The 11,919-nt window shown below is 72.6% G+C and carries 13 protein-coding genes; 9 read left to right on the forward strand and 4 right to left on the reverse strand.

Going from position 1 to position 11,919, the window contains the following annotated elements; genetic code table 11:
- Positions 1 to 141 precede the first annotated feature (141 nt).
- The 4 genes from E6J59_02995 (at position 142) to E6J59_03010 (ending at position 4,428) form a co-directional block, all read left to right on the forward strand.
- Positions 142 to 666: a nuclear transport factor 2 family protein gene (locus E6J59_02995; GenBank protein TMB22881.1), complete on the forward strand. Its 525-nt coding sequence runs from the start codon at positions 142 to 144 to the stop codon at positions 664 to 666.
- A gap of 28 nt (positions 667 to 694) precedes the next feature.
- Positions 695 to 2,044 (forward strand): anthranilate synthase component I family protein, encoded by a 1,350-nt coding sequence (locus E6J59_03000; protein ID TMB22882.1) that lies wholly within the window; start codon positions 695 to 697, stop codon positions 2,042 to 2,044.
- Entirely contained in the window at positions 1,966 to 2,895 is a 930-nt protein-coding gene (locus E6J59_03005; GenBank protein TMB22883.1) for a D-amino acid aminotransferase, read from the forward strand. Before E6J59_03000 ends, E6J59_03005 begins: the two co-directional genes overlap by 79 nt.
- Before the next feature lie 81 nt (positions 2,896 to 2,976).
- A complete protein-coding gene (locus E6J59_03010; GenBank protein TMB22884.1) occupies positions 2,977 to 4,428 on the forward strand; it encodes an amino acid permease in 1,452 nt (483 codons plus the stop codon).
- Here the strand turns inward: E6J59_03010 and E6J59_03015 are convergent.
- Complete coding sequence (locus tag E6J59_03015; GenBank protein TMB22885.1) at positions 4,418 to 4,666, reverse strand: hypothetical protein; 249 nt, start codon at positions 4,664 to 4,666, stop codon at positions 4,418 to 4,420. The two genes, E6J59_03010 and E6J59_03015, sit on opposite strands and share 11 nt — an antisense overlap.
- Before the next feature lie 96 nt (positions 4,667 to 4,762).
- Here E6J59_03015 and E6J59_03020 point away from each other — a divergent pair, with 96 nt between their 5' ends.
- Entirely contained in the window at positions 4,763 to 5,230 is a 468-nt protein-coding gene (locus E6J59_03020) for a helix-turn-helix transcriptional regulator (protein ID TMB22886.1), read from the forward strand.
- Positions 5,227 to 7,515 carry a molybdopterin oxidoreductase family protein gene (locus E6J59_03025; protein ID TMB22887.1) on the forward strand — a complete coding sequence of 763 codons (2,289 nt, stop codon included), beginning with the start codon at positions 5,227 to 5,229 and terminating at the stop codon, positions 7,513 to 7,515. Before E6J59_03020 ends, E6J59_03025 begins: the two co-directional genes overlap by 4 nt.
- 39 nt (positions 7,516 to 7,554) lie before the next feature.
- Here E6J59_03025 and E6J59_03030 read toward each other — a convergent pair whose 3' ends face one another.
- Together E6J59_03030 and E6J59_03035 are read right to left on the reverse strand one after the other, a co-directional pair.
- Entirely contained in the window at positions 7,555 to 8,136 is a 582-nt protein-coding gene (locus E6J59_03030; protein TMB22888.1) for an acetyl-CoA carboxylase biotin carboxyl carrier protein subunit, read from the reverse strand.
- On the reverse strand, positions 7,773 to 9,329 hold the full coding sequence (locus tag E6J59_03035) for a methylmalonyl-CoA carboxyltransferase (protein ID TMB22889.1): 1,557 nt from the start codon (positions 9,327 to 9,329) through the stop codon (positions 7,773 to 7,775). The genes E6J59_03030 and E6J59_03035 overlap by 364 nt, the downstream gene beginning before the upstream one ends.
- A 65-nt stretch (positions 9,330 to 9,394) precedes the next feature.
- Here E6J59_03035 and E6J59_03040 point away from each other — a divergent pair, with 65 nt between their 5' ends.
- Both E6J59_03040 and E6J59_03045 read left to right on the forward strand, forming a co-directional pair.
- Positions 9,395 to 10,258, forward strand: coding sequence for an LLM class F420-dependent oxidoreductase (locus tag E6J59_03040; protein TMB22890.1), 864 nt, complete (start codon positions 9,395 to 9,397; stop codon positions 10,256 to 10,258).
- Positions 10,259 to 11,218 carry an alpha/beta fold hydrolase gene (locus E6J59_03045; protein ID TMB22891.1) on the forward strand — a complete coding sequence of 320 codons (960 nt, stop codon included), beginning with the start codon at positions 10,259 to 10,261 and terminating at the stop codon, positions 11,216 to 11,218. It begins immediately after the preceding gene.
- Here E6J59_03045 and E6J59_03050 read toward each other — a convergent pair.
- Positions 11,166 to 11,507 (reverse strand): hypothetical protein, encoded by a 342-nt coding sequence (locus tag E6J59_03050; protein ID TMB22892.1) that lies wholly within the window; start codon positions 11,505 to 11,507, stop codon positions 11,166 to 11,168. The two genes, E6J59_03045 and E6J59_03050, sit on opposite strands and share 53 nt — an antisense overlap.
- Before the next feature lie 112 nt (positions 11,508 to 11,619).
- Here E6J59_03050 and E6J59_03055 point away from each other — a divergent pair.
- On the forward strand, positions 11,620 to 11,919 hold a 300-nt coding region (locus E6J59_03055), incomplete at its 3' end, for a glutathione S-transferase family protein (protein TMB22893.1).

An 11,919-nucleotide genomic window follows, 5' to 3' on the forward strand; every position in this document is an offset into this window, starting at 1 on the left:
AGGCCGACGCTAGACGCTCGATCAGCGGGACGCAAGCGCGGACGCGAAACATCGGCGACGCCCGCTAGCGGGACGAGCGGAGCGCAGATCGATCCCGTCCATGCTCCGTTCCGTGGCCGGAACGGAACGAATCAGCGCTCCATGTTGAAGGCGCGGGCCGAGTTGGTGTACTGCCTGCTTCTTCCGAAAGGGGGACACCTCATGACGCGAGCGCTCTTCTGGCTTGCGACGATCGGTCTCGCCGTTTCGTCGCTGGCTACGGGCAACGAACCAGCCCCGGCAGCCACTGAAGCGGGCATGCCCGCGGGGCTGGCTGACCGCGTCGCCGCAAACAGCGCCGCCGTGGCTAAGCGGGATGTCGCGGCCCTCGATGACATCTGGACGGACGACTACACGTTCATCAATCCCCACGGAGCGCTCCTCACCAAGAAGCAGCGCCTCGAGAACCTCAAGTCCGGCGCTACCGGAGTCGAGGCAACCGCGCGCCAGATCGAAGCGGTCCACGTCTACGGAGATACAGCCGTCGCCGCCAGCCGGATCACCTTGAAGGGGAGGTACAGCGGCAAGGAAGCGGGCGGCGAGTACCGCATGCTCAGCGTGTGGGTCAATCAGCAGGGACGTTGGCGCCTGGCGGCGAATCAGCTCACTCCGATCGCCAGGCACTGAGGGTCACTCCGCCATCAGCTCCACCGCCATGCGCGTCGTGCCGCTGGCGCTCCGCCGCGATCCGCTGGAGGTGCTGGCGAGCCTCGGCACCGAGCCGGGCGCGTTCCTGCTCGAGGTGCCGGACGCCGCCGAGCCCGTGACGCTGCTCGGCTGCGCGCCGCGGGCGCAGCTCCGCGTCCTCGCCGACGGGCACGTCGAGCGGGACGGCCGGCGCGAAGCCGGCGACCCCCTCGCCGCCGTCGAGCGCTTCGTCGCCGAGGGGCCGCCCCTGCCCTTCCCCTATGGAGGCGCCGTCGGCTACCTGGCCTACGAATTCGGCCGCTTCACCGCCCCGGCGCGCGACGGCGCGGCGCGCGCGCCCGACGTGCCGCTCGCCGTCCTCTCCCGCTACGACCCGGTGCTCGTCCACGACCGGAGCCGCGGGCAGTACGCGCTCGCGTGCGCGGAGCCGGCGAGCGCGCGCGTTCCGTGGCTCGAGCGGCTCGCCGCCCCCGCGCCCGCCTGGGCGGGGCCGATCGCGACGGGGCCGCTCGCCCCGCTCCTCCCGCGCGAGCGCTATCTGGCCGCCGTCCGCCGCATCCTCGACTACCTGGCCGCGGGCGACGCCTACCAGGTGAACCTCACGCAGCCGTACGCGGCGCCGCTCGCAGCGCCGGCGTGGGCGCTCTTCGCCGCGCTCGCGCGCCGCCACCCGGTGCCCCACGGCGGCTACCTCGACGTGGGCGATGCCTGCCTCCTCGCCAACTCGCCGGAGCTCTTCCTCCGCCGCCGCGGCGAGCGGGTGGAGACGCGGCCCATCAAGGGCACGCGCCCGCGCGGCGCGGGGCGCGCGCGCGACGCCGCGCTCGCCGCGGAGCTGGTCGCGGATGCGAAGGAGCGGGCCGAGCACGTGATGATCGTCGACCTCGAGCGCAACGACCTCGGGCGGGTGGCGGACATCGGATCGGTCGCGGTCGAGGCATACGCGCGCCTCGAGAGCCACCCGACCGTGCATCACCTCGTGTCCTCGGTCGTCGGTCGGGTGCGACCGGACGTGGGCCTCGCGGATCTCCTGCGCGCGACCTTCCCCGGCGGCTCGATCACCGGTGCACCCAAGGCGCGCGCCATGGAGATCATCCGCGAGCTCGAGCCGGTGCCGCGCGGTGCCTACACCGGCGCCTTCGGCCTCTTCCATCCGAGCGGCGACCTGGAGCTCGGCCTCGCCATCCGGACCGCGCTCGTGGCCGGAGGCGTCGTCCGCTACCACGCCGGCGGCGGCATCGTCGCCGACTCGGACCCGGAGCGTGAGCTCGCCGAGGCGTGGCTCAAGACGGCCGCGCTGCGCCTCGCCCTCGGCGAGGACGCGCGCCCCGAGCTGGAGCTGTGCTCGTCTGGCTGAACGGGCGCTTCCTGCCCGCCCGTGACGCCCGCGTCTCGGCCCTCGACCGCGGCCTTCTCCACGGCGACGGCGTCTACGACACGTGGCGGACCTACGGCGGCCTGCCGTTCGCGACCGCCGCGCATCTCCGTCGCCTGGCGGGCGCGGCGCGCGCCCTCGGCCTGCCCGCGCCCGGCCCCGCACGCGGGTGGGAGCGCCGGGCGCGCCTCCTGGTCGCGCGCGCCGGGCTCGCCGACGCAGCGGTGCGCCTGACCGTCACGCGCGGCGTCGCGGGCGAGGGGCTGGCACCGGAGCGGCGCGCGCGCCCGACCCTGCTGCTCAGCGCGCGGCAGCTGCCCGCGCACCTCGAGCCGCGCCGGCGCGAGGGCATACCGGTCGTCCTTCTCCCCTTCCCGCGCGACGCGGGCGCGCCGTGGGGAGGCTTGAAGCTGGTCGGCCACCCGAGCGCCGTCGTCGGTCGCGTCACCGCCTCGCGGCGCGGCGCGGCCGAGGGCCTCTACGTGACCGCCGCCGGCGAGGTGACCGAGGCGACCAGCGCGAACGTCTTCCTGGTCGAGCGCGGCGCCCTCGTCACGCCGCCGCGCGCATCCGGCATCCTGCCCGGCGTGACGCGCGCGCTCGTGATCGCGCTCGCGCGCCGGGCCGGGCTCCGCGTGCGCGAGGAACGGATCGCGGCCCCGCGCCTTCGCCGCGCGCGGGAGATCTTCCTCACCGCCTCCACGATCGAGATCCTTCCGGTCGTCCGGATCGACGGCCGCGCCGTCGGCCCCGGGCGCCCGGGGCCGGTGACGCGGCGGCTCCAGTCGGCCTATGCCGCACACGTCGCCGCCGTGCTCCGGCGCACGCGTTGACTCGACTCGCCCCGGGCGGACCTGTAATACGGGGACGAGATGGGGGTGGCGGTCCGGGAGCGCCCGCGCGGGGGTGGGGCCATGAGGCAGGGGAGCCAGCTCTTCGCCGTCAAGCCGGTGGAGGTGCTGCTCGCCGAGATGGAGGGCGAGCACCGGCTCCGCCGCGTACTCGGGCCCGTGAGCCTGACGGCCCTCGGCGTGGGTGCCATCATCGGCGCGGGCATCTTCGTGCTGACCGGACTCGCCGCCCACGACAAGGCGGGGCCTGGACTCATCCTCTCATTCGTCGTCGCCGGCATTGGCTGTGCCCTCGCCGCGCTCTGCTACGCGGAGTTCGCCTCCATGGTGCCGGTCGCCGGCAGCGCCTACACCTACGCTTACGCGACCCTCGGCGAGCTGTTCGCGTGGATCATCGGCTGGGACCTCGTGCTCGAGTACGCCGTCGCGTCGAGCACCGTGGCGCACGGCTGGTCGCACTACTTCCTCTCCTTCCTGAACATCTTCGGGGTAACCATCCCCGAACGCTGGACGAAGACGCCCATCGACATCGACCAGATGACGCACCTGTGGACGGCGACCGGGGCGTACTGCAACCTCCCCGCGGCGCTGGTAGTGCTCTTCATCACCGTCGTCCTCGTCATCGGCATACGCGAGAGCGCCGGCTTCAACGCGGCGATGGTGGTTCTCAAGGTCATCGTGGTGCTGCTCGTGATCGGGCTCGGCGCGGGCTACGTGCGGCCGCAGAACTGGCGCCCCTTCCTCCCCTTCGGGTGGCAGGGGGTGATGCAGGGAGCCTCCTACGTGTTCTTCGCCTACATCGGCTTCGACTCGGTGTCGACGCACGCGGAGGAGGCCCGCAACCCGAAGCGCGACGTGCCGATCGGGATCATCACCTCCCTCGCGCTGTGCACGGTGCTCTATATATTGGTGGCCGCCGTACTGACGGGCATGGTCCCGTACACGCAGATCGACATCGAGGCGCCCGTTGCGAGCGCCTTCGCGGCGCGCGGCCTCCCGGTGGCGGTGTTCATCATCTCGCTCGGCGCCGTCGTCGGCATCACGAGCGTGCTGCTCGTGCTGCTGCTGAGCCAGGCACGCGTGCTCCTCGCCATGGCGCGCGACGGGCTCATCCCGCGCGGGTTCTTCGCCGCGGTGCACCCGCGCTTCCGCACGCCGCACAAGGCGACCATCCTGACCGGCGTGCTGGTCGCGATCGTGGCCGCGCTCTTCCCGCTCCGCATCCTGGCCGAGCTGGTCAACATCGGCACGTTGATGGCGTTCGTCATCGTGTGTGCGGCGGTCTGGATCATGCGGCGGACGAACCCGCAGCTCGAGCGTCCCTTCCGAACCCCGCTCATGCCGCTCGTTCCGCTCGCCGGCATGGGGATGAACTTCTGGCTCATGTGCAGCCTCGGGTGGGAGAACTGGATGCGGCTGGTCGTGTGGCTGGTGATCGGCCTCGGGATCTACTTCTTCTACGGGCGCAAGCGCAGCACGATGGCGCTGCAGCGCGCGGCCGCGTCTACCGGATGAAGAGCCGGACGAGCGCGTAGCCGCCGACGCCGACCGCGAGGCCGGTGAAGAAGGGCACGCGCTGCGGGTAGCCGCTCTTCGACGCCGCCCACGCGCTGCCGGCGAAGATCACGCCGAGACCGACGAGGGGCATGGAGAAGGCGCGCTCGGCGGGCGGGGCGAACCGTCCCGAGTCGAGGCTCAGGTAGAGGAGGCCCGCGATGACACAGGCGACGGCCACCGCGGCGAGCACTTTCACGCGTCCCGTCTAGTGCTCGCAGCCGAGCTTGGCAACCGATCGTCACGCGAGTCCCCCCCTGTTGCAATAGGTTCCATTTTGGAACTATACCGCGGCGTGCGCTGGAGCGAGGTCGGCAAGCTCGACTGCACGATCGCGCGGACGCTCTCCGTGATCGGCGACCGCTGGACGCTCCTCATCCTGCGCGACGCGTTCCTCGGGACGCGCCGCTTCGAGGCGTTCCAGGCGAGCCTCGGGATCACCCGGCACCGCCTCGCCGATCGGCTCGGGAAGCTCGTGCAGCACGGCGTGCTCCGGCGTGAGCGCTACCAGGATCGCCCGCCGCGCTGCGAGTATCGGCTGACGGAGAAGGGCCTCGACCTCTACGGCGTCGTCGTGATGATCGCCGGATGGGGCGACAAGCACACGGCGGGCGCGCAGGGGCCGCCCGTCGAGCGCGTGCACCGCCGGTGCGGGCGCGTCGCGACGCTCCGTCTCACCTGCGAGCACTGCGGCGAGCCCGTGACCGCGCGCGACATGCAGGCCCGGCCGGGGCCGGCATATCGAAGGGAGGACGGACGATGACCCAGGACGGGGCGAACCTGCCCACCGTGTGCGTGCTCTGCAGCCACAACTGCGGGCTGCGCGTCGATGTGAAGGACGGCCGCATCGTGGCCGTGCGCGGCGACGAGACGAACCCCATCACGAGGGGCTACGTCTGCAACAAGGCCTTCGGCATCGCCCACTACGTCGAGCACGGCGACCGGGTGCGGCACCCGCTGCGCCGCCGGCCCGACGGCACGTTCGAACGGATCGACTGGACCACGGCGATCGCCGAGATCGCCGCCCGGCTGAACGAGGTCCGGGCGCGCCACTCGCCGCGGGCGATCGCGCTGGTCGGCATCGGCGGGCAGGGCAACCACATGGATGCGCCGTACGCGATGGCCTTCCTCCGCGGCACGGGCTCGCGACGATGGTTCAACGCCTTCGCGCAGGAGAAGACGCAGCACAGCCTCCTCGACCAGTGGATGTTCGACGCCTCGCCGGCCACCTTTCTCCACGCCGACACGGCGCGGGCGCGCTTTCTCCTCGTGCTCGGAACGAATCCCAAGATCTCCAACCGCGGCCACAACGCGACCGACACCTTCAAGACGCTGGCCGAGGACCCGGGACGCACGGTGGTCGTTGTCGATCCGCGCGAGACCGAGACGACACGCACCGCGACGCGGCATCTGCGTGTGCAGCCGGGAACGGACGTCTACCTCCTGCTCGCCATGGCGGCCGTGATCGTGCGCGAGGGGCTCGCCGACCGGGCCTTCGTCGACGGTCACACGATCGGGCTCGAGCAGCTCCGCGCCGAGCTGGCGTCGGTCGACGTCGCCCGCATGGCGGCGCGCTGCGGGCTCGAGGTGGATGCCATCCGCGAGACGGCGCGCGGGTTCGCCGAGGCGGAGTCGGCGGCGATCTTCTTCGACCTCGGGGTCGAGCAGACGCCCTTTTCCACCCTCGTCTCGTACCTGATCCGCGTGCTGCTCGTGCTCACCGACAACCTGGGCCGGCCGGGCGGGTGCATGTTCCTCGAGTCGTTCCTGCCGCCCATGCAGGACCCGGCGCGTGTGAAGGAGCCCGAGCGCGCGCTCGCCTCGGGGATCCCGGCCATCCGCGCGCTCGGCAACGGCGGCATGTTCTCGCCGACGCTCGTGCCCGAGGAGGTCCTCCTCGAGCACCCGGAGCGGATCCGCGCGATCATCGTCGAGGGCTCGAACCCGCTCCTCTCCTACTCGGACGCGTCGCGCTGGCGCGCGGCGCGCGCGCGGCTCGATCTCCTCGTCGTGATCGATCCCGCCATGACCGAGACCGCGCGCCTCGCGGACTACGTGCTCCCCACCCCGGTCGGGTACGAGAAGTGGGAGACCTCCGCGTTCCCGCGTGGCGTCCCGGAGATCTACATGCAGGTCCGGCCGCCCGTCGTGTCCCCGCCGCCGGACGCCCTGCCGGAGCCGGAGATCTACGTGCGGCTCTGCGAGGCGATGGGGCTCTACCCCCCGCCGCCGGCAGAGCTCCACGCGCTCGCGACGGACGCGCTCACGCCCGCGGGCGCGATGACGTTTCTCGGGACCGCGCAGGGGGCCGCGCGGGGCGGCGAGCACGAGATGCTGGTGTGGGCCTATCGCACGCTCGGGCCCCATCTCCCCTCGCCCGCGCTCGCGGCGATGTTCTTCATCGCGCATCTGAACGCCATGTTCCGTCCCGACAGCGTGCTGCGGACCCTCGGGCCCGAGTGGGAGGGGAAGCTGCCGTTCGAGATCGGGAGCGAGCTCTTCCGGCGGTTCCTCGCCCATCCCGAGGGCGTCGAGATGGCGCGCCAGCGCCTGGAAACGAACCTGGAGGACCATCTCGGCTTCCCGGACGGGAAGATCCGTCTCGCGCCCGAGGCGATGCTGCCGGAGATCCGCCGCGCGATCGCGACCGAGCCGGCCACCGATCCGCATTTTCCCTTCGTGCTGGCGGCGGGACTGCGCACCCGCTGGACCGCGAACACGATCCAGCGCGACCCCGCGTGGCGCAAGGGCAAGGGTCCGCACTGCGCCCTCAACCTCTCGCCCGACGACGCGAGGACGATCGGGGTTCGCAACGGCGACCCGGTCCGGGTCTCGACCCGCCGCGGAAGCGTGACGCTGCCCGCGCAGGTCGACGCGAAGCTCATGGCCGGGCACGTCTGGATGCCGAACGGCTTCGGCATGGTCTCGGCCGACGGCACGGTGCAGGGCGCGAACCAGAACGAGCTCACCGATGTGACCGACCGCGATCCGTTCACCGGCATCCCGCACCATCGCCACGTGCGCTGCCGGGTGGAACGCGCGGCCTGACGCTCGCCCCACGGCGCCCACGCAACGGACCGGACCGATCTAACGCGCGATCGTTAGCAGCAGATCCCCCGTCTGCACCGGGTCGCCCGCGGCCACCCTGATCGCCGCCACCGTGCCCGCGCTCGGCGCCGTCACCGGGATCTCCACCTTCATCGACTCGACGACCGCCACCTCGTCCCCCTCCGCCACCGCGGTGCCCACCGACACCAGCACCTCCACCACCTTCCCCACTCCGGGGCTCCGCACGGCGCCGTCGCTCACGGCCGGCACCCGCGCCGCTTCGGTCCCAGCTCCACCGGCAGCAGGTCGTAGGCCATCGCGACCCAGTCGCAGAGGAGCGGGCGCGTGTCGCGCGGGTCGATCATCTCCTCGATGCCGAAGGCCTCGGCGGTGCGGAAGGGCGAGCGCAGCGCGTCGAGCTTCGCCTCGAGCTCCCGCCGCCGCGCCTCCGGGTCGGGCGCCGCCTCGATGTCGCGGCGGTAGGCGGCCTGCACGCCGCCCTCGATCGGCAGCGAGCCCCAGTCGCCCGAGGGCCAGGCGTAGCGGAGGTTCAGGCGCTGCGCGTTCCCGTGCGCCGCGCCCGCCACGCCGAACACGCGCCGCACGATGATCGACACCCACGGCACCGTCGCCTGGTAGACCGCGGCCAGGGCGCGCGCGCCGACGCGGATCGTCCCCGCACGCTCGGCCGCGGTGCCGATCAGGAAGCCCGGCTGGTCGACGAAGTTGACGCACGGGAGGTGGAAGGTGTCGCAGAGGTCGACGAAGCGGACCATCTTGTCGCTCGCCGGTGCGTCGAGCCCGCCGCCGCCCTGCAGCGGGTCGTTGGCGAGCACGCCGACCGGGTAGCCGTCGAGGCGCGCGAGGCCGGTCACGAGCGGACGGCCGTACCCGCGGCCGATCTCGAAGAACGAGTCGCGGTCGAGGACCAGGGCGAGGAGCCGCCTGACGTCGTAGCCGCGCCGGCGGTTGCGCGGGATGATCGAGAGCAGAACCTCCTCGCGCCGTCCGGGATCGTCGTCGGGTGGACGCCGCGGGGGCACCTGCCACACGTTCGACGGCAGGTAGGAGAGGAGCCTCCGGATGTGCGCGAACGCCTCGTCCTCGCTCTCCACCTCGTTGTCGACGGCGCCGCTCCCCCGCGCGTGGACGTGCGAGCCGCCGAGCTCCTCCTTGCTGACCTGCTCGCCGACGCCGCGCTCGACGACCGGCGGGCCGGCGACGAAGAGCTGGCTCGTCTCCCTGACCATGAGCGCGAAGTGCGAGGTCACGACGCGGGCCGCACCGAGGCCGGCGACCGAGCCCATGCAGGCGCCCACCACCGGCACCTCGGAGAGGAGGGCGACGACCACGTCCCAGGATGGGTTCGCGGGCACGTAGGTGCGCTTCATCTCGTCGAGCGTCTTGACGCTGCCGCCGCCGCCCGTGCCGTCGACGAGGCGGACGATGGGCAGCCGCAGCTCGCGCGCCATGAGCTCGCCGTAGCCCTGCTTGTTGGCGATCGCCGCGTCGGCGGCGCCGCCGCGGACCGTGAAGTCGTCGCCGCCGACGACGACACGGCGGCCGTCGATCCGTCCGGTACCCAGCACGAAGTTCGCCGGCACGATCTCGACCAGGCGGCCGTCCTGGTAGCTGGCCTTGCCGGTCAGCGCACCCGTCTCGTGGAAGGTGCCGGGATCGAGCAGGCGCTCGATGCGCTCGCGCACCGTGAGCTTGCCGCCCGCGTGCTGGCGTGCGACGTTCTCGGGCCCGCCCATCCGCTGGGCCAGCTCCACGCGGCGCTTGATCTCGTCGACCTCGGGCTGCCAGCTCACGGCCGTCTCGTAGCGCACCCCTTGTCTTTGTGCGAGCCCCGCCGTAGCCTCCGCGGCAATCGAGCATGAAGTTCGGCATCGCGTATGCCAACGCCGGCCCGTTCGGGTTCCCCGAGCCTCTCGCACACCTCGCGCGCACCGCCGAGGAGACGGGCTTCGAGTCGATCTGGACGGTCGAGCACGTCGTCATCCCGGTGGGGTACCGGTCGAGGTACCCCTACGATCCCTCGGGCAGGATCCCCGGGCCCGAGAACGTGCCCATCCCCGACCCGATCCTGCCCCTCGCCTTCGCCGCCGCGGTGACCAAGAAGCTCCGCCTCGCGACCGGCATCCTGATCCTCCCGCAGCGCCATCCGATCTACGTCGCGAAGGAGGTGGCGACGCTGGACGTCCTCTCCGGCGGGCGCGCGATCCTCGGCATCGGGATCGGCTGGCTCGAGGAGGAGTTCGACGCGCTCGGCGTCCCGTTCGCGGAGCGTGCGGCGCGCACGCGCGAGGCGGTGCGCGCCATCCGCTCGCTCTGGAAGGAGACGCCGGAAGCGTTCGCGGGGAAGTTCTTCCACTGGGCACCGCTCGAGTCGAATCCCAAGCCCGTGCAGAAGCCCGGCGTGCCGATCGTCGTCGGGGGCCACGGCGAGTGGGCCGCGCGCCGCGCGGCACGCTACGGCGACGGGTTCTTCCCGGCGGTCGGCGAGCCCGAGAAGCTCCAGGCGCTCTTCGCCACGCTGCGCGCGGAGTGCCGCCGCATCGGACGGAAGCCCGAGGAGATCGAGCTGAGCGCCGGCCGGGGCCGCCCCGACCTGGACGCCGTGCGCCGGCTCCAGGACCTCGGCGTGTCGCGCGTCACCACGGGGCCGCCGGGGTTCGACACGGAGGCCGTCACGCGCGGCCTGCACGATTTCGCCGACCGCGTGATCGCGAAGCTCTAGATGGAGGCGGTCCGCACCCCCGACGACCGCTTCACGAACCTCGCCGGCCACCGGTTCGCGCCGCACTACGTCGAGGTGGAGGGCCTCCGCATCCACTACGTCGACGAGGGCCCGCGCGACGCCGTCCCCGTCCTCCTGCTGCACGGCGAGCCGTCCTGGTCGTACCTCTATCGGAAGATGATCCCCGTCATCGGCGCCGCGGGCCACCGCGTGATCGCGCCCGACCTGGTCGGCTTCGGCCGCTCCGACAAGCCCGTCCGGCGCGAGGACTACACCTACCAGCGTCACGTGGACTGGATGCGCGGCGTGCTCGAGCGGCTCGACCTCCGGCGCATCACGCTCGTCTGCCAGGACTGGGGCGGGCTCATCGGCCTCCGGCTCGCCGCCGAGCAGCCGGAATTCTTCGCCCGGATCGTGGCCGCCAACACGTTCCTCCCCACCGGCGACCGGCCCGCGGGGCCGGCCTTCCTCGCCTGGCGCCAGTACTCGCAGGAGACGCTCCACTTCCACGTGGGCGGCATCGTGAAGGGCGGCTGCGTGACGGACCTGGCGCCCGAGATCGTCGCCGCCTACGACGCGCCCTTCCCCGACGACCGCTACAAGGCCGGCGCCCGGCAGTTCCCGATGCTCGTGCCGGTGACGCCCGACGACCCCGCCGCGATGCCGAACCGCGCGGCGTGGGAGATGCTCGGCCGCTGGACGAAGCCGTTCCTGACCGCCTTCAGCGACTCGGATCCGATCACCGGCGGCGCCGACCGCCTCCTCCAGCAGGCGATCCCGGGCGCGCAGGGCCAGCCACACACGACCATCGCCGGCGCGGGCCACTTCCTCCAGGAGGACAAGGGAGAGGAGCTGGCCCGCGTGGTGGTCGACTTCATCGCGCGCACGGCGCGGCGCGAGCGATGGTCTAGAAGAGGAGGAAGGGCGCGACCGCGGCGCCCAGCGAGAGCGCCACGGTGAGGACCGAGAGGCCGACCTTGCCCGCCGTGTCGCCGGCGTTCTGCTTGTCCGCGCCGGGGCGCGCGTCGCCCGGGAGCTCCGAGCGCTCCGTCGCGTCCCGCTCCTCCGGGTCGAGGAGGTCGGTCATCGTGCCCTCCTCGTCGAGGTCGTCGAACCGGTCGGCCGAGAAATCGCCCGGGTCGTCGTCGGAGTGCGCGGCGTGCCGCCGCTCGGCGCCGCACGCGCCCACCAGGAGGAGCCCCGCCAGCGCCAGGCCCGCCATCGGTCCCCATCCCCGGCGCAAGCGCATGGCGTGACTCTACCCCGGGGCGGAGCGAGTTGCCACCCGTCTTGACTCGGCTCGCCGACCCTCTAGGGGGGTGGAACGGCTGCCTCGAGCGGCTGCCCGGGGCGATCGAGTGATGGCGCCTCCCGTCCTCTGGCACTTCCCGATCTCGCACTTCAACGAGAAGGCGCGCTGGGCGCTCGACTGGAAGCGCATCCCGCACGTGCGCCGGGCGCTCGCGTTGAGCTACGTGCCGCGGGCGCTGTGGACGACCGGGCAGATGAAGCTGCCCATCCTGTTGCTCGACGGGCAGGCGATCGCGGACTCGACGCGCATCATCGAGGCGCTCGAACGCCTCCAGCCCGCACCGCCACTCTACCCGCGCGACGAGGCGGCACGCCAGCGGGCGCTCGCGCTCGAGGATTTCTTCGACGAG

Source organism: Deltaproteobacteria bacterium (genome assembly GCA_005879795.1).
Classification (GTDB): domain Bacteria; phylum Desulfobacterota; class Binatia; order DP-6; family DP-6; genus DP-6.

What these genes read in the sequence shown, in the direction of transcription:
- E6J59_03050 (TMB22892.1), bottom strand. Translation starts at nt 11,507, where the DNA reads ATGCGCTTGCGCCGGGGATGGGGACCGATGGCGGGCCTGGCGCTGGCG.
- E6J59_03045 (TMB22891.1), top strand. Translation starts at nt 10,259, where the DNA reads ATGGAGGCGGTCCGCACCCCCGACGACCGCTTCACGAACCTCGCCGGC.
- E6J59_03025 (TMB22887.1), top strand. Translation starts at nt 5,227, where the DNA reads ATGACCCAGGACGGGGCGAACCTGCCCACCGTGTGCGTGCTCTGCAGC.
- E6J59_02995 (TMB22881.1), top strand. Translation starts at nt 142, where the DNA reads ATGTTGAAGGCGCGGGCCGAGTTGGTGTACTGCCTGCTTCTTCCGAAA.
- E6J59_03040 (TMB22890.1), top strand. Translation starts at nt 9,395, where the DNA reads ATGAAGTTCGGCATCGCGTATGCCAACGCCGGCCCGTTCGGGTTCCCC.
- E6J59_03000 (TMB22882.1), top strand. Translation starts at nt 695, where the DNA reads ATGCGCGTCGTGCCGCTGGCGCTCCGCCGCGATCCGCTGGAGGTGCTG.
- E6J59_03010 (TMB22884.1), top strand. Translation starts at nt 2,977, where the DNA reads ATGAGGCAGGGGAGCCAGCTCTTCGCCGTCAAGCCGGTGGAGGTGCTG.